This is a genomic window from Burkholderia sp. BCC0506 (genome assembly GCF_902833145.1).
Taxonomy (GTDB): Bacteria; Pseudomonadota; Gammaproteobacteria; order Burkholderiales; family Burkholderiaceae; genus Burkholderia.
On record NZ_CADFEN010000011.1, the window covers coordinates 95274 to 114487 of the forward strand.

Annotated in this window: 19 protein-coding genes; 18 read left to right on the forward strand and 1 reads right to left on the reverse strand. The window is 67.1% G+C overall.

Annotated features, from left to right (window positions below; all coding sequences use genetic code 11):
* The first annotated feature begins 159 nt into the window (after positions 1 to 159).
* From leuC to asd, 6 genes are all read left to right on the forward strand, one after another.
* On the forward strand, positions 160 to 1569 hold the full coding sequence (gene leuC, locus HWX62_RS24135) for a 3-isopropylmalate dehydratase large subunit (protein ID WP_175931648.1): 1410 nt from the start codon (positions 160 to 162) through the stop codon (positions 1567 to 1569).
* Between the two features lie 3 nt (positions 1570 to 1572).
* Entirely contained in the window at positions 1573 to 1719 is a 147-nt protein-coding gene (locus HWX62_RS24140) for an entericidin A/B family lipoprotein (protein WP_175931649.1), read from the forward strand.
* A gap of 68 nt (positions 1720 to 1787) precedes the next feature.
* On the forward strand, positions 1788 to 2438 hold the full coding sequence (leuD, locus tag HWX62_RS24145) for a 3-isopropylmalate dehydratase small subunit (RefSeq protein WP_012493210.1): 651 nt from the start codon (positions 1788 to 1790) through the stop codon (positions 2436 to 2438).
* 78 nt (positions 2439 to 2516) lie between these two features.
* Positions 2517 to 3608 carry a 3-isopropylmalate dehydrogenase gene (gene leuB / locus HWX62_RS24150; RefSeq protein ID WP_175931650.1) on the forward strand — a complete coding sequence of 364 codons (1092 nt, stop codon included), beginning with the start codon at positions 2517 to 2519 and terminating at the stop codon, positions 3606 to 3608.
* Between the two features lie 96 nt (positions 3609 to 3704).
* Positions 3705 to 3824 carry a hypothetical protein gene (locus HWX62_RS24155; protein WP_006756675.1) on the forward strand — a complete coding sequence of 40 codons (120 nt, stop codon included), beginning with the start codon at positions 3705 to 3707 and terminating at the stop codon, positions 3822 to 3824.
* A gap of 85 nt (positions 3825 to 3909) precedes the next feature.
* Positions 3910 to 5031: an aspartate-semialdehyde dehydrogenase gene (gene asd / locus HWX62_RS24160; RefSeq protein ID WP_175931651.1), complete on the forward strand. Its 1122-nt coding sequence runs from the start codon at positions 3910 to 3912 to the stop codon at positions 5029 to 5031.
* Between the two features lie 99 nt (positions 5032 to 5130).
* Here asd and flgE read toward each other — a convergent pair whose 3' ends face one another.
* Positions 5131 to 6375 (reverse strand): flagellar hook protein FlgE, encoded by a 1245-nt coding sequence (gene flgE / locus HWX62_RS24165; RefSeq protein ID WP_175931652.1) that lies wholly within the window; start codon positions 6373 to 6375, stop codon positions 5131 to 5133.
* Between the two features lie 26 nt (positions 6376 to 6401).
* Between flgE and HWX62_RS24170 the strand changes: the two genes are divergently transcribed.
* The 12 genes from HWX62_RS24170 to purF all read left to right on the forward strand — a co-directional run bounded on the left by HWX62_RS24170 (position 6402) and on the right by purF (position 19068).
* Positions 6402 to 6599: a hypothetical protein gene (locus HWX62_RS24170; RefSeq protein ID WP_175931653.1), complete on the forward strand. Its 198-nt coding sequence runs from the start codon at positions 6402 to 6404 to the stop codon at positions 6597 to 6599.
* Between the two features lie 595 nt (positions 6600 to 7194).
* Positions 7195 to 9297 (forward strand): FimV/HubP family polar landmark protein, encoded by a 2103-nt coding sequence (locus tag HWX62_RS24175; RefSeq protein WP_175931654.1) that lies wholly within the window; start codon positions 7195 to 7197, stop codon positions 9295 to 9297.
* Positions 9297 to 10109: a tRNA pseudouridine(38-40) synthase TruA gene (gene truA / locus HWX62_RS24180; RefSeq protein WP_059582759.1), complete on the forward strand. Its 813-nt coding sequence runs from the start codon at positions 9297 to 9299 to the stop codon at positions 10107 to 10109. Before HWX62_RS24175 ends, truA begins: the two co-directional genes overlap by 1 nt.
* Positions 10106 to 10807 (forward strand): phosphoribosylanthranilate isomerase, encoded by a 702-nt coding sequence (locus HWX62_RS24185; protein ID WP_175931655.1) that lies wholly within the window; start codon positions 10106 to 10108, stop codon positions 10805 to 10807. The genes truA and HWX62_RS24185 overlap by 4 nt, the downstream gene beginning before the upstream one ends.
* Positions 10808 to 10862: 55 nt before the next feature.
* Entirely contained in the window at positions 10863 to 12056 is a 1194-nt protein-coding gene (gene trpB / locus HWX62_RS24190; RefSeq protein WP_175931656.1) for a tryptophan synthase subunit beta, read from the forward strand.
* Positions 12057 to 12065: 9 nt separating this feature from the next.
* A complete protein-coding gene (locus HWX62_RS24195) occupies positions 12066 to 12917 on the forward strand; it encodes a site-specific DNA-methyltransferase (RefSeq protein WP_175931657.1) in 852 nt (283 codons plus the stop codon).
* A gap of 43 nt (positions 12918 to 12960) precedes the next feature.
* Positions 12961 to 13776, forward strand: coding sequence for a tryptophan synthase subunit alpha (trpA, locus tag HWX62_RS24200; protein WP_175931658.1), 816 nt, complete (start codon positions 12961 to 12963; stop codon positions 13774 to 13776).
* 65 nt (positions 13777 to 13841) lie between these two features.
* Complete coding sequence (gene accD / locus HWX62_RS24205; RefSeq protein ID WP_040139428.1) at positions 13842 to 14714, forward strand: acetyl-CoA carboxylase, carboxyltransferase subunit beta; 873 nt, start codon at positions 13842 to 13844, stop codon at positions 14712 to 14714.
* 100 nt (positions 14715 to 14814) lie between these two features.
* A complete protein-coding gene (folC, locus tag HWX62_RS24210; protein ID WP_175931659.1) occupies positions 14815 to 16125 on the forward strand; it encodes a bifunctional tetrahydrofolate synthase/dihydrofolate synthase in 1311 nt (436 codons plus the stop codon).
* 29 nt (positions 16126 to 16154) lie between these two features.
* The gene (locus HWX62_RS24215; protein ID WP_175931660.1) at positions 16155 to 16982 is read left to right on the forward strand and encodes an SPOR domain-containing protein; all 828 of its coding nucleotides are present in this window, start codon (positions 16155 to 16157) and stop codon (positions 16980 to 16982) included.
* A 7-nt stretch (positions 16983 to 16989) separates the two neighbouring features.
* On the forward strand, positions 16990 to 17484 hold the full coding sequence (locus HWX62_RS24220; RefSeq protein WP_175931661.1) for a CvpA family protein: 495 nt from the start codon (positions 16990 to 16992) through the stop codon (positions 17482 to 17484).
* Between the two features lie 51 nt (positions 17485 to 17535).
* Entirely contained in the window at positions 17536 to 19068 is a 1533-nt protein-coding gene (gene purF / locus HWX62_RS24225) for an amidophosphoribosyltransferase (protein ID WP_175931662.1), read from the forward strand.
* The last annotated feature ends 146 nt before the right edge of the window (positions 19069 to 19214 follow it).

The window sequence follows — 19214 nt, forward strand, 5'->3', positions numbered from 1 at the left end:
CCCCGTTTTGGCTGGTAATGCCGATACAGGTATTGGCACTACCAGCCAAACCACTGTTTTTAATGGGTTTTTTCGCGTCCGGGCTGCGCCGCGACGCGTTCTGCGTGGCATAATCGACCGCATCCGCAAGGCTTGTAGTCACAACGACCCCGCATACCCATGGCACAGACGCTCTACGACAAACTGTGGAACACCCACGTGGTCCACACCGAGGAAGACGGCACGACCCTGCTCTACATCGACCGTCAGCTGCTGCATGAAGTCACGAGCCCGCAGGCGTTCGAAGGGCTGAAGATGGCGCAGCGTCCGGTGTGGCGCATCAGCGCGAACCTGGCCGTGTCGGACCACAACGTGCCGACCACGGACCGCAGCCACGGCATCGCCGATCCCGTCTCGAAGCTGCAGGTCGACACGCTCGACGCGAACTGCGACGCGTTCGGCATCACGCAATTCAAGATGAACGACGTGCGCCAGGGCATCGTCCACATCATCGGGCCGGAACAGGGCGCGACGCTGCCGGGCATGACGATCGTGTGCGGCGATTCGCACACGTCGACGCACGGCGCGTTCGGCGCGCTCGCGCACGGCATCGGTACGTCGGAAGTCGAGCACGTGCTCGCGACGCAGACCTTGCTGCAGAAGAAGAGCAAGAACATGCTCGTGAAGGTCGAGGGCGCGCTGCCGCGCGGCTGTACCGCGAAGGACATCGTGCTCGCGATCATCGGCAAGATCGGCACGGCGGGCGGCACGGGCTACGCGATCGAATTCGGCGGCTCGACCATTCGCGCGCTGACGATGGAAGGCCGCATGACCGTCTGCAACATGGCGATCGAGGCCGGCGCACGCGCGGGCATGGTCGCGGTGGACGACACGACGATCGATTACCTGAAGGGCCGTCCGTTCGTGCCGACCGGCGCGGAATGGGATCAGGCCGTCGAATACTGGCGCCAGTTCAAGTCGGACGACGGCGCGCAGTTCGACCGCGTGGTCGAGCTGAACGCCGCCGAGATCGTCCCGCAGGTCACGTGGGGCACGTCGCCGGAAATGGTCACGTCGATCGACGGTCGCGTGCCCGATCCCGAGCGCGAGAAGGATCCGGTCAAGCGCGACGCGATGGAGCGCGCGCTGGCGTACATGGCGCTCGAGCCGAACACGCCGATCGAATCGATCAAGGTCGACAAGATCTTCATCGGCTCGTGCACGAACGCACGGATCGAGGACATCCGCGCGGCCGCGTACGTCGTGAAGAAGCTGAACCGCCGCATCGCGTCGAACGTGCGGCTCGCGATGGTCGTGCCGGGTTCGGGCCTCGTGAAGGCGCAGGCCGAGCGCGAAGGGCTCGACAAGGTGTTCACCGATGCAGGCTTCGAATGGCGCGAGCCGGGTTGCTCGATGTGCCTCGCGATGAACGCCGACCGGCTCGAGCCGGGCGAGCGCTGCGCATCGACGTCGAACCGCAACTTCGAAGGCCGGCAGGGCGCGGGCGGTCGCACGCACCTCGTGAGCCCCGCGATGGCCGCGGCCGCGGCGATCGAAGGTCATTTCGTCGACATTCGCCAGCTGGGGTAACACGTGACGGCATCGAAACTCATCGTGCGGCTGGTTGCCGCGCTGGCGCTGGCGGGGCTGGGTTTTGGCCTCGCGGGCTGCAATACCGTCCGAGGCTTCGGGGAAGACGTCAACGCCGCCGGCAGCGCGCTGAAGCGCGCCGCGGAGTGACGTTTCCCGCCGAGAATTTGTCGATGCGCGCCGGCTGAACGCCGGCCCTTCAACCGGATAGACGGATCATGGAAAAATTCACTGTACATACCGGCGTCGTGGCGCCGCTCGATCGCGAGAACGTCGACACCGACGCGATCATCCCGAAGCAGTTCCTGAAGTCGATCAAGCGCACGGGCTTCGGTCCGAACGCGTTCGACGAATGGCGCTACCTCGATCACGGCGAGCCGGGCCAGGACAACTCGAAGCGTCCGCTGAACCCGGACTTCGTGCTGAACCAGCCGCGCTACCAGGGCGCATCGGTGCTGCTCGCACGCAAGAACTTCGGCTGCGGCAGCTCGCGCGAGCACGCGCCGTGGGCGCTGCAGCAGTACGGCTTCCGCGCGATCATCGCGCCGAGCTTCGCGGACATCTTCTTCAACAACTGCTTCAAGAACGGCCTGCTGCCGATCGTGCTGACCGAGCAGCAGGTCGATCACCTGTTCAACGACACCTACGCGTTCAACGGCTATCAGCTGACGATCGACCTCGACGCGCAGGTCGTGCGCGCGGGCGACGGCCGCGAGTATCCGTTCGAGATCACCGCGTTCCGCAAGTACTGCCTGCTGAACGGCTTCGACGACATCGGCCTCACGCTGCGCCACGCGGACAAGATCCGCCAGTTCGAAGCGGAGCGGCTCGTGAAGCAGCCGTGGCTCAATACCAAGCTGGTCGGCTGATTGCGCGTGGCGGGCGGGTGCATCGTGGTGCGCTCGCCGGCCTGCCTCCATAACAATTCATCCAGTCAGGAATTTCGCATGAAGATTGCAGTGCTGCCCGGCGACGGCATCGGTCCGGAAATCGTCAATGAAGCCGTGAAGGTGCTGAACGCACTCGACGAGAAGTTCGAACTCGAACAGGCGCCGGTCGGCGGCGCGGGCTACGAGGCGAGCGGCCATCCGCTGCCCGACGCGACGCTGAAGCTCGCGAAGGAAGCCGACGCGATCCTGTTCGGCGCGGTCGGCGACTGGAAGTACGATTCGCTCGAGCGTGCGCTGCGCCCCGAGCAGGCGATCCTCGGGCTGCGCAAGCACCTCGAATTGTTCGCGAACTTCCGCCCGGCGATCTGCTATCCGCAGCTCGTCGACGCATCGCCGTTGAAGCCGGAACTGGTCGCGGGCCTCGACATCCTGATCGTGCGGGAACTGAACGGCGACATCTACTTCGGCCAGCCGCGCGGCGTGCGGGCGGCGCCGGACGGCCCGTTCGCCGGCGAGCGCGAAGGCTTCGACACGATGCGCTACTCGGAGCCGGAAGTGCGCCGCATCGCGCACGTCGCGTTCCAGGCCGCGCAAAAGCGCGCGAAGAAGCTGCTGTCGGTCGACAAGTCGAACGTGCTGGAGACGTCGCAGTTCTGGCGCGACATCATGATCGACGTGTCGAAGGAGTACGCGGACGTCGAGCTGTCGCACATGTACGTCGACAACGCGGCGATGCAGCTCGCGAAGGCGCCGAAGCAGTTCGACGTAATCGTCACCGGCAACATGTTCGGCGACATCCTGTCGGATGAAGCGTCGATGCTGACGGGCTCGATCGGCATGCTGCCGTCGGCGTCGCTCGACAAGAACAACAAGGGCCTGTACGAGCCGTCGCACGGTTCGGCGCCCGACATCGCGGGCAAGGGCATCGCGAACCCGCTCGCGACGATCCTGTCGGCCGCGATGCTGCTGCGCTATTCGCTGAATCGCGCGGAGCAGGCCGATCGCATCGAGCGTGCGGTAAAAACGGTGCTCGAACAAGGCTATCGCACGGGCGACATCGCGACGCCGGGCTGCAAGCAGGTCGGCACGGCCGCGATGGGCGACGCGGTGGTCGCCGCGCTGTCAGCGCAGGGCGACGAAGTGCGGTAATTAATGTGGAAAAGGGCGCGAACGGGCCGTAAAAATCGGCCGGTTCGCGCGCGGTTGGCCGTTGTGCGGGCCACCGGCTTTGTGTAGACTCGAACGATGGCGCTGATTTCCCTGATCTCCCCGGTCCTGAAACTCCACGGCAACACTGCCCGTGCGGGTGCGCGCGCCATCGTCATCACGAAAACCATTACCACGAAAACGATCATTAAACGCTGATCGCCGTCGTGCCCGCCTGTTTCCCCGCGCGGTCACGCGGGGACGGAAATGGCGGGGAAGCTCCATTCAAAGCAAAGGGTTAGTCATGAACGTAGGTCTCGTAGGTTGGCGCGGCATGGTCGGCAGCGTCCTGATGCAGCGCATGCAGGAAGAGGGCGATTTCGACCTGATCGAACCGGTGTTTTTCAGCACCAGCAATACGGGCGGCAAGGCGCCGTCGTTCGCGAAAAACGAGACTACGCTCAAGGACGCGACCAACGTCGACGAGCTGAAGAAGTGCGACGTGATCATCACGTGCCAGGGCGGCGACTACACGAACGACGTGTTCCCGAAGCTGCGCGCGGCCGGCTGGAACGGCTACTGGATCGACGCGGCATCGTCGCTGCGGATGAAGGACGACGCGGTCATCATCCTCGATCCGGTCAACCTCGACGTGATCAAGGACGCGCTCGTCAAGGGCACGAAGAACTTCATCGGCGGCAACTGCACGGTCAGCCTGATGCTGATGGCGCTCGGCGGCCTGTTCCGCGAGAACCTCGTCGACTGGATCACCGCGATGACCTACCAGGCCGCATCGGGCGCGGGCGCGCAGAACATGCGCGAGCTGCTGTCGCAGATGGGCACGCTGAACGGCGCGGTGCAGGAACAGCTCGCCGATCCGGCTTCCGCGATCCTCGACATCGACCGCCGCGTGCTGGCCGCGATGAACAGCGACGCGATGCCGACGAGCCACTTCGGCGTGCCGCTCGCCGGTTCGCTGATTCCGTGGATCGACAAGGATCTCGGCAACGGGATGTCGAAGGAAGAGTGGAAGGGCGGCGCGGAAACCAACAAGATCCTCGGCAAGCCGGCGATGGGCGAGCCGGGCTCGATCCCGGTCGACGGGCTGTGCGTGCGGATCGGCGCGATGCGCTGCCACTCGCAGGCGCTGACGATCAAGCTGAAGAAGGACGTGCCGCTCGACGAGATCAACGGCATCCTCGCGTCGGCGAACGACTGGGTGAAGGTCGTGCCGAACGAGCGTGAAGCGTCGATGCGCGACCTGTCGCCGGCGAAGATCACCGGCACGCTGTCGGTGCCGGTCGGCCGCCTGCGCAAGCTCGCGATGGGCGGCGAATACCTGTCGGCGTTCACGGTCGGCGATCAGCTGCTGTGGGGCGCGGCCGAGCCGCTGCGCCGCATGCTGCGCATCCTGCTCGACAAGTAAGCACGCGGGCTGTCCGGCCCGCGGGCCGGGCTGCACGATACGACGCGCCGCGTCGGCCTCGAGGTTCGGGGCCGGCGCGGCGCGTTTTTCATGCGCGGTTCAGCGCAGGTTCAGCAGCGTCTGATCGACCGCCTGCTGGGTCTTGATCGTCTGCGCATTCGCCTGGTAATTGCGCTGCGCGGTGATCAGGTTCACGAGCTCGGTGGTCAGGTTGACGTTCGAATTTTCGAGCGCGCTGCCCTGCAGCGTGCCGTGGTTCGTGCTGCCCGGCGCGGAGATTTGCGGCACACCCGACGCGGCCGTTTCCGCATATTGATTACCGCCGATGTTCACGAGCCCGTTCGGGTTGTTGAAGTTCGCGAGCGCGATCAGGCCGAGCACCGCGCTCTGGCCGTTCGAGTAGTTGCCGGTCAGCTTGCCGTCGGTGCCGATCGAGAACGTCGTCAGCGTGCCGCTCGCGAAGCCGTCCTGCGCGAGATTGGTCACGCCGTCCTTGCCGCCGTACTGCGTCGTGCCGGTCAGGTCGAGCGTGAGGTTCTGCGGATTCGCGCCGCCCGTCGTGTTCGGGATCGAGACCGCGAACTGGCCGAGGCTCGGGGTCGGCTGGCCGGTCGCGGCCGACGTCGTCGAGCTGATCCGGCCGGACGCGTCGAACGTGACGGTGCCGAGATTCGTCGGCGTCTGGCCCTGCACGCCCGCGTAGGCCTGCCACGTGCCGGCCGAACGCTTCGCGAAGTACATCGAGACCTGTTGCGAGCCGCCGAGCGTGTCGTAGACCTGGATCGACGTGTTGTAGTTGTACGTCGTGTTGTCGGTCGCGTTGAACGGCGTTCCGGTCGGCACCTTGTCCTGCGAATTCAGGTTGAACTGGCCGGTGATCCTGGTCGTCGCGTGCGGTGCGATGTTGCCGGTCGGCGCCTGTAGCGGCACGGTCTGCGCGGTGTTGATCACGCCGCCGGCGCCTGCTGCATAGCCCATCAGGTTGCGGCCTTGCGCGTCGACGATCGCGCCGTTCTTGTCGCGGTGGAACGTACCGTCTCGCGAGTACGTGCTCACGCCGTTGCTCGACATCTGGAAGAAGCCGTTGCCGTTGATCGCGACGTCGAGCGACGACTTCGTCGAATTGATCGTCCCCTGGCCGAAATGCTGCTGCACCGACGCGAGCCGCGTGCCGATGCCGATCTGCGTGTTGACCGACGTCGCGACCGAATTCGCGTACAGGTCCGAGAAGTTCGCGCGTCCCTGCTTGAAGCCGACCGTGTTCGCGTTCGCGATGTTGTTGCCGATGACGTCGAGATTGCTCGACGCGCCGGCCAACCCGCTCAAACCCTGCTGATAGCCCATGTTCGGTCCCCGTAACGAGCTGGTGAGTGGATGCAGTCGTGCGACTGCGCGATGGCCCTCCGGTACTTCACGGCATGCGCCCGGCCGGGCGCGCTTGCGCCTTTTCCGGCATGCGCGAGCGCGAGGTCGAGGTGTGCCGATTGCTGTTTGAAGGCGATCGTATCGACGGGGGTTATTGGGTCTGTGTAATTTTGTGTAATGTAATTGAGTTAATGCAGAAATGACTGCTTTGGTATGAGCAATGGGGTGCGCGGATGGCTATGAAAGCCTTATGGGGCGGGACTTCGGTCGTGTAGATTTTTATTTCTTCGATAAGAGGGGAGAGTTGCCTTCTTATCGGTGAATTGAAATTCATTTGGAGCGCGGTCGATTGCCGGGGGGATTTGTTTCGATTTCCGGCGATTGATTCATTAACGGCGGGCGGGGTGGATTGTCGAGAGAATGCCTGTGAGGCTGTCGCCACCGTGAATCCTGCGGCGAACACCCGGTGAGCGCCGCAAGGCCGCCACCTTCGCGCGAAGAGCGACGCTGCTGCGAGACGGCTTTCGCCTGCGGCACGCAGGTTCGCTTTGAGCCATCGGACGCATTGGCAACGACAGGCTGACTCGCTCGATACGAGCGCTTGCCCGCGTCCGGTTGCACCTGCGGGCGACGAATTCGGCCGGAACCCGATCGTGTGAAGTAAACTACGCGGTTACGACGCACAGACCCGCCGAAAGCGTCGCGTTCCGCGCGACGCTTTTGCATTTCTGCAGCACCTTTATTGACGCTTCCAACCGCGAATCCGAGCCGCGTCCGTGCGCGGCGATAGAGCCAACGATGTCCCGAATTTCCTTGTTTCCGCGTCAGTCCCGTCTGTCGCGCGCCGTGCGTGGCGCGCTGGCGATCCTGGCGCTCGGCGCAGCCGCATCGGCGTGGGCCGTCGGCACCGGCGAGCTGCCGGCATCGGCCGCCGGCGCCGCCGCCCCGCTTACCGTGACGGTCCAGCCGGGCCAGTCGCTGAACGACATCGCGAAGGCGGCCACGCAATCGCACGATCCGGCCGTGCTCGCGCGCGCTGGCCGTGCGCTGTTCGACGCCAATCCGCAGGCGTTCATGAAGCGCGACGCGAGCCGCCTGAAAGTCGGCGCGACGCTGACCGTGCCCGCGCTCGACGCCACCGGCGCGGCGCTCGTGCCGGCCGGCGCATCGGCTGCGTCCGGTACGGCGGCCGCTTCCGCGCCCGCCGTCGCATCGGGCGGGGCGGCGCTCGCGCAGCATGGCGCATCCGCGCCGCATGCCGGCTCGGCCGTGCAACCCGCGCCAGCAGCGCCGGCCGCGCATGCGGCGCCGGTGAGCGGGGCGAGTGCCGCGACGGTGGCGGGGGCGTCGGCTGCGGTCGGCACGCCGGCCGCACATGGCGCGTCGGCAGTCGAAAGCACGCAGCCGGCGGCACCCGCGGCAGGTGCAAGCGGCCCGCATGTGTGGAGCGGTGCGATCCAGTCGGCGCCGTCGTCCGCGAGCGACGCTGCGGGGCAGTCGGTGCCGGCCGGCCCGGTTTCCGGTGCGCACGAACCGGCCGGTGCGGCGCCTGCCGTGGGGGCGTCGCAGCCGCGGCCGTCGAGCCTTCAGCAATTGTTGGCGTTGAAGAATCGTGTGCTGATGGAGTTGCAGAAGCACGGCATCGGCAAGCCGGCGACGACGACCGGCGTGCCGCCGGCTCCGGCGCCGGCGCCCGTCGCGTCGCGTCCGGCCGCCAGTGACGCTCGGGCGTCGGCAGTTGCATCGACGCCGGACGAAGCCGCGTCGGGCGTGGCAGCCAGCGCGCCGCAACCGGCATCGGCTTCGGTACAACCGGTCGCGCCCGTCGCGACACCGGCACGTCGTACCGAAGAAATGGACTGGCGCCCGGCCGCCGTCGCCGGCGCTGCCGTGATCGTGCTCGCGGCCGGCTTCGCATGGCGCAAGCGCCGCAAGGGCCGCCGCGCGGACGATGCGGGGACGGCTGCGACTGCGGCCGCGGCAGGCAGCGCCGCCGCGGCAGAATCCGAAGTCGCGCCGGCCATCGAGCGCGAACTGCCGATCACGCCCGAGATGCCGGTCGCGCGCGACGCGGCGTCCGACATGAACCTCGCCGCGGCGACTGCCGCTGCGGCGGAGACGATCGAGCCGCCCGCAGCGGACCCTGCGCCCGAAGTGGCGGCGCCGCGCGACGAATCGGCCGAATTGCCGGCGGCTCACGCTACCGTGTCGCCCGCGAACGAGGCGGCTCCGGTTCCGGTCGAGGCGCCGCGCGATGCAGAGCCGGAGCAACAAGACACTGCCGCCGACAAGCCGGCCGAGCCGACCGCCGCCCCTGCAGCGCCTTCGAGCACCGAGGCGCAGCACGCGGTGCTGATGCAGAACGCGATCAGCGCGCTCAACAGTCTCGATATGCCGCTGCCGCCGCGGACGGCGGACGAGCCATCGCCGACGGCGGACAGCGCGCCTGCTCGGGAAACGCATGCCGATGCCGACAAAATCGCAACTAACGGTCAAGTCACCCAGCGCCCGCCGATGGGTTCGGGCGATATGGCATCGGAACATCCGGCCGACCAGGACGACGAGTTCGACTGGGATCCCGACGCCGCGACACCGGCCGGCCAAGCGGGTCGCCCCGTTGCTCCGACCTCGCTGCCGCCGCTCGGCGGCGCGCAATTCGGCGCGCTGAAGCTCGACTTCGATCTCGACCTGCCGTCCACGCCGGGCGCCGCGCTGCCTGCGCTCACCGCCGACGAGCTCGCGCGCATCGCGCGCAACAAGCTCGATCTCGCGGCCGAATACGTCGAACTGGGCGACCTGTCGGGCGCGCGGACGCTGCTGCAGGAAGTGGTTGACGCGAACGACGCCGCGACGCGCGACGATGCGCGCGCGCTGCTCGCGAAACTGGCGGACGAGACGTGATGCGGATCGCGCTCGGCATCCAGTACGACGGCGCGGCGTTCTGCGGCTGGCAGGCGCAGCCGCACGGCAAGACCGTGCAGGACCGGCTCGAGCATGCGCTGGCCGAGTTCGCGCGGGTGCCGCTGCACACGACGGTGGCGGGGCGGACCGATACCGGCGTGCACGGGCTCGGGCAGGTCGTGCATTTCGACACGGACCTCGAGCGCGAGGTGTTCTCGTGGGTGCGCGGCACCAACGCGTTCCTGCCGCCGACCGTGTCGGTGCAATGGGCGAAGCCGATGCCGGACACGTTCCATGCGCGCTTCTCGGCGTTCGAGCGCACCTATTACTACGCGCTGTACGTGCACCCGGTGCGTTCGCCAATGCTGGCCGGGCGCGCGGGCTGGATCCACACGCCGCTCGACGACGACGCGATGCGCGCCGCCGCCGCGCACCTGATCGGCGAGCACGACTTTTCGTCGTTCCGGTCGTCGGAATGCCAGTCGAAGACGCCGGTCAAACACCTGTATCAGATCGACGTGCGGCGTGCGGGGCATTTCATCCATTTCCGCTTTCGCGCGAACGCGTTCCTGCATCACATGGTGCGCAACCTGATGGGCTGCCTCGTCGCGGTCGGGCGCGGCCGCTATCCGGCCGACTGGCTCGCCGACGTGCTGGCCGGGCGCGACCGCAACCTCGCGGCGCCCACGTTCATGGCCGACGGGCTGTACCTCGCCCACGTCGGCTACCCGGCGGAATTCGCCGTCCCGCCCGCGCAGCTCGGCAGCGTGCCGTGGAGCAGCGTCTGGGCCGATCTGGACCCTCAATCATGACGGATCACGCCGTGTCTTCCTCGAGTTCCGCCCCGGCGCACGTGCCGCCGCGCACGCGCATCAAGCTGTGCGGGCTGTCGCGTCCCGAGGACGTGCTGCACGCGGCGGCGCTCGGCGCCGACGCGATCGGCCTCGTGTTCTACCCGAAGAGCCCGCGCGCGGTGACGATCGCGCAGGCGGCCGAGCTGGCGAGCCTCGCGCCCCCGTTCGTGTCGGTGGTCGGGCTGTTCGTGAATGCGACCGAAGCCGAGATCGAAGCCGTCGTGCGCGACGTGCCGCTCACGCTGCTGCAGCTCCACGGCGACGAGACGCCGGCGCAGTGCGACGCGCTCGGCCGCGCGGCTCGCCTGCCGTGGTTGCGCGCGGTGCGCGTCGGCCCCTCGACGCAGCGTGCCGATTTGGTAGAATCGGCTCTTCATTATTCGAAAGCGCGCGGCCTCCTGTTCGACACCCTGGTGCCGGATTACGGCGGTAGCGGCAAGGTCTTCGATTGGTCTCTTATTCCCGCAGAGCTCGCGCGTCGGGCCGTTTTGAGTGGTGGCTTGAACGCGCAAAACGTCGGTGATGCGATCCGCCAGCTGCGTCCGTTTGCTGTCGATGTCTCGAGTGGCATCGAAGTGGAGGGCGCGAAGGGCGTGAAGGATCACGCCCGGATGGCGGCGTTCGTACGCGCGGTGCGCGAAGCGGACGCCGGGTGATGCAAGCCGGTGCGGCCCCGAGCGCGGGGCGCACCGACCGATCGAGAGAGACACCATGTACAACCTTCCCGATGATCGCGGCCATTTCGGCCCGTATGGCGGCGTGTTCGTCGCCGAGACGCTGATTCACGCGCTGGACGAGCTGCGCGCGGCGTATGAAAAGTTCCAGAACGATCCCGATTTCGTCGCCGAGTTCGAGCGCGAGCTGAAGTATTTCGTCGGCCGCCCGTCGCCGATCTATCACGCGCAGCGCTGGAGCGAGATGCTCGGCGGCGCGCAGATCTACCTGAAGCGCGAAGACCTGAACCACACGGGCGCGCACAAGATCAACAACGTGATCGGCCAGGCGCTGCTCGCGAAGCGCATGGGCAAGAAGCGCGTGATCGCGGAAACGGGCGCCGGCCAGCACGGCGTCGCGACCGCGACGATCTGCGCGCGCTTCGGAATGGAATGCGTCGTCTACATGGGCGCCGAGGACGTGCGCCGGCAGGCCGCCAACGTCTACCGGATGAAGCTGCTCGGCGCGACGGTGGTGCCGGTCGAATCGGGCTCGCGCACGCTGAAGGACGCGCTGAACGAAGCGATGCGCGACTGGGTCACGAACATCGAAAGCACGTTCTACATCATCGGCACGGTCGCGGGCCCGCACCCGTACCCGATGATGGTGCGCGACTTCCAGCGCGTGATCGGCGACGAGTGCAAGGTGCAGATGCCCGAGCTCGCCGGCCGGCAGCCCGATGCGGTGATCGCCTGCGTCGGCGGCGGGTCGAACGCGATGGGCATCTTCTATCCGTACATCGACGATACCTCGGTGCAGCTGATCGGCGTCGAAGCGGCCGGCGACGGCCTCGACACGGGCCATCACGCGGCATCGCTGATCGCCGGCAGCCCGGGCGTGCTGCACGGCAACCGCACGTACCTGCTGCAGGACGACAACGGCCAGATCATCGAGACGCATTCGGTGTCGGCGGGCCTCGACTATCCGGGCGTCGGCCCCGAGCACGCGTGGCTGAAGGACAGCGGCCGCGCGCAGTACGTGCCGATCACCGACGCAGAAGCGTTGAAGGCGTTCCACGACTGCTGCCGGATCGAGGGGATCATTCCCGCGCTCGAGTCGAGCCACGCGATCGCGTATGGCGTGAAGCTCGCGCCGACGTTGCCGAAGGACAAGATCCTGCTCGTCAACCTGTCGGGCCGCGGCGACAAGGACATGCACACGGTCGCCGAGCGATCGGGCATCGCGCTCTGACCCCGACCGATGCGTGACCTGATCGAAGAGCCGGGCGGCGGCGCCGCGAGCGAGGCGGAGGCGGTTCAGCCCGCCGCTGCCGTGCCGCGCGCGCTGCCGCCCGGGATCGAGCTGCACAACCGCGATTTCCTGACCGATGCCGTGCACCTGCCGGATGCGTCGATCGACCTGATCGTCGCCGATCCGCCGTACGGGCTCGGCAAGGACTACGGCAACGATTCGGACAAGCGTTCGGGCGACGATTTCCTCGCGTGGACGCGCGCGTGGCTCGAGCTCGCGATTCCGAAGCTGAAGCCGAGCGGGTCGATGTACATCTTCTGCACGTGGCAGTACGCGCCGGAAATCTTCAGTTTCCTGAAGACGCAGCTCACGATGGTCAACGAGATCATCTGGGACCGGCGCGTGCCGAGCATGGGCGGCACGACGCGCCGTTTCACGTCGGTGCACGACAACATCGGCTTTTTTGCGGTTTCCAGGGCGTATTACTTCGATCTCGATCCGGTCCGCATCCCGTACGACGCCGACACGAAGAAGGCCCGCTCGCGCAAGCTGTTCGAAGGCAGCAAGTGGCTGGAGATGGGCTACAACCCGAAGGACGTCTGGTCGGTCTCGCGCCTGCACCGGCAGCACGCGGAGCGCGTCGATCATCCGACCCAGAAGCCGCTGGAAATCATCGAGCGGATGGTGCTCGCGAGCTGCCCGCCGGGCGGCCGCGTGCTCGATCCGTTCATGGGCAGCGGCACGACCGCGGTGGCCTGCGCTCGGCAGGGGCGCGACTTCGTCGGCTACGAGATCAACGAAAGCTATTGTGCGATCGCGCACGAGCGCGTGAGCGCGCTCGCCGCGCCGGCGTGCGCGTGAGTCGCGCCGCCGCATCGCCGAACGCATCCAGGAAAAAATTGCCATGTCCCGTATTCAACAGACCTTCGCCGCGCTCGCCGAACAAGGCCGTAAGGGCCTGATCCCGTTCATCACGGCCGGCGACCCCGATCCCGCGAAAACCGTCGAATTCATGCACGCGCTCGCCGCAGGCGGCGCGGACGTAATCGAACTCGGCGTGCCGTTCTCGGACCCGATGGCCGACGGCCCGGTGATCCAGCGCTCGTCGGAACGCGCGCTTGCGCGCGGCGTCACGTTGAAGAGCGTGCTCACCGACGTGAAGCGTTTCCGCGAAACCGACCCCAAAACCCCCGTCGTGCTGATGGGCTATGCGAACCCGATCGAACGGATGGGCGTCGACGCGTTCGCGGCCGAAGCGCACGCGGCCGGTGTCGACGGCGTGCTGGTGGTCGACTATCCGCCGGAAGAGGCGGGCGTATTCGCGGAAAAGATGCGCGCCGCGCAGATCGATCCGATCTTCCTGCTCGCGCCCACGTCGACCGACGAACGCATTGCCGACGTCGGCAAGATCGCGAGCGGCTACGTGTATTACGTGTCGCTCAAGGGCGTGACCGGCGCGGGAAATCTGGATGTTTCGAGCATTGCAGGTAAAATCCCGGCCATCAAGTCGCGCGTGCCGGTTCCGGTGGGCGTCGGCTTCGGGATCCGCGACGCCGAAACGGCGCGTGCGGTGGCCGAAGTGTCGGACGCCGTCGTGATCGGCAGCCGCCTCGTGCAACTGCTCGAGAGCGCCGCGCCGGAAGGTGCCGCCGCCGCGCTGAAGACGTTCATCGCCGAGCTGCGCGCCGCCCTGGACGGCGCCGGCAACACGGCGCGATAAACACAACACAGGAAGCGGGAACGGGCCGCGTCGGCCCGCCCCGCCACGGAACAGGAAACCATACGATGAGCTGGCTCGACAAACTGTTGCCGCCGAAGATCAAGCAGACCGACCCGAAAAGCCGCAAGGGCATTCCGGAAGGCCTGTGGGTCAAGTGCCCGTCCTGCGAGGCCGTTCTCTATCGCAACGACGTGGACGCGAACCTGCACGTGTGCCCGAAGTGCGATCACCACATGCGCATCGGCGCGCGCGAGCGTCTCGACGGGCTGCTCGATCCGGAAGGCCGCTATGAAATCGGCCAGGAAGTCGTGCCGGTCGACTCGCTGAAGTTCAAGGACAGCCGCAAGTACCCCGATCGTCTGAAGGAAGCGATGGACGAGACCGGCGAGACCGACGCGATGGTCGTGATGGGCGGTGCGATCCACACGCTGCCCGTCGTCGCGGCCTGCTTCGAGTTCTCGTTCATGGGCGGCTCGATGGGCTCGGTCGTCGGCGAGCGCTTCGCGCGCGGCGCGCAGAACGCGCTGGAACAGCACGTGCCGTTCATCTGCTTCACGGCGTCGGGCGGCGCGCGGATGCAGGAAAGCCTGCTGTCGCTGATGCAGATGGCCAAGACCACCGCGATGCTGACGAAGCTGGCCGAAGCCAAGCTGCCGTTCATCTCGGTGCTGACCGACCCGACGATGGGCGGCGTGTCGGCGAGCTTCGCGTTCCTCGGCGACGTCGTGATCGCCGAGCCGAAGGCGCTGATCGGCTTCGCCGGCCCGCGCGTGATCGAGCAGACGGTCCGCGAGAAGCTGCCGGAAGGCTTCCAGCGCGCCGAGTTCCTGCTGAAGACGGGCGCGATCGACATGATCGTCGACCGTCGCAAGATGCGCGACGAGATCGCGCAGTTGCTCGCGCTGCTGCAGCGACAGCCGGCCGACGCGCTGGCCTGACAGGCGCGGCGTTGTGAACTGCGCGCGTCGCCCGGCTGAACCGCCGGGCGGCGCGTTTCGTTTTTTGGCGTAGTGGCGGTACCGAGCCAGATTTGATCCGATGAGCACTTTTCCCACTCTCGACGCGTGGCTTTCGCATCTCGAACGCGCGCACCCGGTCGGCATCGACATGGGCCTGACCCGCATCGGGCAGGTCAAGGCGGCGCTGCAGCTCGAATTCGCGTGCCCCGTGATCACGGTGGGCGGCACGAACGGCAAGGGCTCGACCTGCGCGTTCCTCGAGACGATCCTCGTGCGCGCGGGCTACAAGGTCGGCTGCCACACGTCGCCGCACCTGCTCGAATTCAACGAGCGCGCGCGCGTGAACGGGCAGAACGTGACCGACGATGAACTGCTGCCGCACTTCGAGGCCGTCGAAGCCGCGCGCACGTCGCTGCCCGAGCCCGTGTCGCTCACGTATTTCGAATTCACGACGCTCGCGATCCTGCATCTGTTCGCGTCGCGCGGGCTCGACGCGGTGATCCTCGAAGTCGGCCTCGGCGGCCGGCTCGACGCGGTCAACGTCGTCGATACCGATTGCGCGATCGTCACGAGCATCGACATCGACCACACCGAATACCTCGGCGACACGCGCGAGAAGATCGCGTTCGAGAAGGCCGGGATCTTCCGCGCGGGCAAGCCGGCGATCTGCGGCGATCCGGCCGCGCCGCAGACGCTGATCGACCACGCCGAAGCGATCGGCGCCGATCTGTGGCTCGTCGGCCGCGATTTCCGCTACGAGGCGCAGGCAGGCGCCGAGCGCCAGCAATGGAGCTACCTCGGCCGCGAGAAGCGTTATCCGGCGCTCGCGTATCCGGCGCTGCGCGGCGCGAACCAGCTGATCAATGCGTCGGCCGCGCTCGCCGCGCTCGAGGCGCTGCGCCCGGTGCTGCCGGTGTCCGCGCAGGACATCCGGCTCGGGCTGGCGAACGTCGAGCTGCCGGGGCGTTTCCAGGTGCTGCCCGGCAAGCCGGCGATCGTGCTCGACGTCGCGCACAACCCGCACGCGTCGGCCGTGCTCGAGCAGAATCTCGGCAACATGGGTTTCTTCCCGTACACGTACGCGGTGTTCGGCGCGATGCACGACAAGGACATCGACGGCGTGCTGCAGCACCTGAAGGGCGAGATCGACCACTGGTGCGTGACCGACCTGCCGTTGCCGCGCGCGGCCACGGCGGAGCAGCTCGAAGCCGCGCTGCGCAAGGCCGGCGTGGAGGACGGGCCCGATTCGAGCGTGACGCGTTACGCGTCGCCCGCGGACGCGTTTCGCGATGCGCTAAAAAGAGCATCCGAGAATGATAGAATCGTGGTTTTCGGCAGTTTCCATACGGTTGCCGGCGTGCTGGCCTACCGTAAATCGCAGCAACACTGACTGACGGGCAGTTTCGGACTCAGCCATTCATGGGAATTTTCTCGTTCGGCAAAAAAGACGACGACGCGCCCCCGCGGCGCGGCGGTCGTACCGGGGCCTCCCGGAACGTGCGCACGGAGCGCACTGAACGCGTCGAGCGACGCTCGCGCCGCACCGAGCGTCCGGAATCGGACGCACTGCTCCTCGATCCGACCCTTCCAGAAAAGCAACGCGCGCGCCGCCGCCTCGTCGGTGCGATCGCGCTCGTCGTGGCCGCGGTGATCGTGCTGCCGATGGTGCTCGATTCGCACCCGAAGCCGGTCACCGACGACATCGCGATCGACATCCCGAACCGGCCCGCGCACCAGGCGGTCGCGCCGCGCGACGACGACGTGTCCGACGTGCAGGCGGGCGTCGCGCACGACGAACCGCCGGCCTCCGATATGGCCGTTGCGGCCGCACCGGTACCGTCACCCGCGCCGAAGGATGCGGCCAAGCCGGCCGCGAAACCCGATACGACCGCCACGGCGAGCGTGACGCCGCCGAAGCCCGCACCGAAGCCGGCCGCCCCCGCGCCGAAGCCTGCGCCCGCAACCGTCGCGAATGCCGGCGCCGCGAGCCCGGACAGCGGCGACGCATCGTCGCCGGCGTCGCCGGCCGGGGCGCGCTTCGCGGTGCAGCTCGGCTCGTTCAAGGACGACGCGACGGCGCGTTCGTGGGCGACCAAATTGAAATCGGCGGGTGTGCCCGCATATGTCGAGCATCGCAAGCAGGCTGACGGCAGCACGGCTACACTGTTGCGGGCAGGCCCGTTCGCGGATCGCTCGGCGGCCTCCGCCGCGATCGCGAAGGTGCGTGAAGCCGGTCTGACGCAGTAATGCCACGATGCTGACGGCTTTCGACTACGCTGTATTGGCGGTGATCGCATTGTCGGCGCTGCGCGGTGCGTGGCGCGGCTTCGTGTCCGAGATTTTCGGGCTGATCGGCTGGATCGCGGCGATCGTGATCGCGGGCCGCTACGTCGGGCTGGTCGTGCCGTATATCCCGGCGAACTGGCCGGGCGGCGCGCTGACGCAGTGGGTGATCGCCTTCGCGTTGCTCGTGATCGGCGTCGTGCTGGTCGCCGGCGTGGCGAACGCGCTGCTGTCGCGGATCGCGCAGGCGAGCGGCCTGGGCGGCGTCGACCGCTCGCTGGGCATGATGTTCGGCCTCGTCCGCGGCGGCGTGCTGGTGGTGCTGCTGGTCGCGGCGGCCGGGCTGACCGAATTGCCCAAACAGGATTTCTGGCGCAATGCGCTATTGCGTCCTTTTGCCGAACAGGGCGTGCACGAGCTGAAGCAGCTCCTGCCCGACGGCATGGCCCAGTACGTACGCGTGTGACGGCGCGGTCGGGCAGGACGGAACCGATTTTGTCATTCTGAAGGACATGCCATGTGCGGCATCGTAGGTGTTATCTCCCAATCCCCGGTCAATCAGCTGATCTATGACAGCCTGCTGCTGCTGCAGCATCGCGGTCAGGATGCGGCGGGCATTGCGACGGCGGACGGCAGCAATTTCCACATGTACAAGGCGAACGGCATGGTGCGCGACGTGTTCCGCACGCGCAACATGCGCAGCCTGCCCGGCACCTACGGCATCGGCCAGGTGCGCTACCCGACGGCCGGCTCGGCGTCGAGCGAGGCCGAGGCGCAGCCGTTCTACGTGAACGCGCCGTTCGGGATCATCCTCGCGCACAACGGCAACCTGACGAACTGGCAGCAACTGAAGGACGAGATGTTCCGGATCGACCGCCGGCACATCAACACCAATTCCGACAGCGAAGTGCTGCTCAACGTGTTCGCGCACGAACTGCAGCTGTCGACCACGGGCCTCGAGCTCGACCCGGCGTCGGTGTTCAAGGCGGTGTCGGGCGTGCATCGCCGCCTGCAGGGTTCGTACGCGATCGTGTCGCTGATCGCCGGTTACGGCCTGCTCGCGTTCCGCGACCCGTTCGGCATCCGCCCGCTGTGCATCGGCAAGCTCGAGACCGAGCACGGCACCGAGTGGATGATCGCGTCGGAGTCGGTGGCGGTCGAAGGCATCGGTTTCGAATTCGTGCGCGACGTGCAGCCGGGCGAGGCGATCTTCATCGACCAGGCCGGCAACTTCCACAGCCAGCAATGCGCGGAGCAGCCGACGCTGAATCCGTGCATGTTCGAATACGTGTATCTGGCCCGTCCGGATTCGTGCCTCGACGGCGTGCCGGTCTACAACGTGCGCCTGCGCATGGGCGACTATCTCGCCGAGAAGATCAAGCGCGAACTGCCGAACGTGCCGATCGACGTCGTGATGCCGATTCCCGATTCGTCGCGCCCGGCGGCGATGCAGGTCGCCGCGAAGCTCGGCGTCGAGTATCGCGAAGGCTTCTTCAAGAACCGCTACGTCGGCCGGACCTTCATCATGCCGGGGCAGGCCGTGCGCAAGAAGTCGGTGCGCCAGAAGCTCAATGCGATGAGCATCGAGTTCAAGGACAAGCACGTGCTGATCGTCGACGATTCGATCGTGCGGGGCACGACCTCGCATGAAATCGTGCAGATGGCGCGCGATGCGGGCGCGAAGTCGGTGATCTTCGCGTCGGCGGCGCCGCCCGTGAAGTTCCCGAACGTGTACGGCATCGACATGCCGACGCGTGGCGAGCTGGTCGCGCACGGCCGCACCGACGAGGAAGTCGCGAAGATCATCGGCGCCGACCACCTGATCTATCAGGACGTCGACGATCTGCGCCGCGCGGTGCGCGACATCAACCCGAAGCTCGAGCGCTTCGAGGCGTCGTGCTTCGACGGCAACTACATCACCGGCGACGTGACGCCCGAGTATCTCGATGCGATCGAGCGCGCGCGCCTCACGCCCGCGTCGCAAGCCGACCGCGATACGGCGAGCGACACCGAGCGCTCGCAGATGAACCTGCAGCTGTCGGTCGAGTAACGCCAGCGCACGCTTCGATCGAGGCGTGATAGGATGTGGCCTTGCGTCGATTTGATATCAGCTTGCGGACGCGGGGCAACTTCCCAAAACAGCTAAAGCGAAGGCCGGCGGCAGCCGGCCCGAGTCGATCGCTGTCGTACCGCACC

Bases quoted from the DNA above. Each gene is read 5' to 3' on its own strand.
- truA (WP_059582759.1), top strand. From the start codon at position 9,297: ATGCGGATCGCGCTCGGCATCCAGTACGACGGCGCGGCGTTCTGCGGC.
- trpA (WP_175931658.1), top strand. From the start codon at position 12,961: ATGTCCCGTATTCAACAGACCTTCGCCGCGCTCGCCGAACAAGGCCGT.
- flgE (WP_175931652.1), bottom strand. From the start codon at position 6,375: ATGGGCTATCAGCAGGGTTTGAGCGGGTTGGCCGGCGCGTCGAGCAAT.
- HWX62_RS24220 (WP_175931661.1), top strand. From the start codon at position 16,990: ATGCTGACGGCTTTCGACTACGCTGTATTGGCGGTGATCGCATTGTCG.
- HWX62_RS24215 (WP_175931660.1), top strand. From the start codon at position 16,155: ATGGGAATTTTCTCGTTCGGCAAAAAAGACGACGACGCGCCCCCGCGG.
- trpB (WP_175931656.1), top strand. From the start codon at position 10,863: ATGTACAACCTTCCCGATGATCGCGGCCATTTCGGCCCGTATGGCGGC.
- folC (WP_175931659.1), top strand. From the start codon at position 14,815: ATGAGCACTTTTCCCACTCTCGACGCGTGGCTTTCGCATCTCGAACGC.
- accD (WP_040139428.1), top strand. From the start codon at position 13,842: ATGAGCTGGCTCGACAAACTGTTGCCGCCGAAGATCAAGCAGACCGAC.
- purF (WP_175931662.1), top strand. From the start codon at position 17,536: ATGTGCGGCATCGTAGGTGTTATCTCCCAATCCCCGGTCAATCAGCTG.
- HWX62_RS24185 (WP_175931655.1), top strand. From the start codon at position 10,106: ATGACGGATCACGCCGTGTCTTCCTCGAGTTCCGCCCCGGCGCACGTG.
- HWX62_RS24195 (WP_175931657.1), top strand. From the start codon at position 12,066: ATGCGTGACCTGATCGAAGAGCCGGGCGGCGGCGCCGCGAGCGAGGCG.
- asd (WP_175931651.1), top strand. From the start codon at position 3,910: ATGAACGTAGGTCTCGTAGGTTGGCGCGGCATGGTCGGCAGCGTCCTG.
- HWX62_RS24175 (WP_175931654.1), top strand. From the start codon at position 7,195: ATGTCCCGAATTTCCTTGTTTCCGCGTCAGTCCCGTCTGTCGCGCGCC.
- leuC (WP_175931648.1), top strand. From the start codon at position 160: ATGGCACAGACGCTCTACGACAAACTGTGGAACACCCACGTGGTCCAC.
- leuD (WP_012493210.1), top strand. From the start codon at position 1,788: ATGGAAAAATTCACTGTACATACCGGCGTCGTGGCGCCGCTCGATCGC.
- HWX62_RS24155 (WP_006756675.1), top strand. From the start codon at position 3,705: ATGGCGCTGATTTCCCTGATCTCCCCGGTCCTGAAACTCCACGGCAAC.
- leuB (WP_175931650.1), top strand. From the start codon at position 2,517: ATGAAGATTGCAGTGCTGCCCGGCGACGGCATCGGTCCGGAAATCGTC.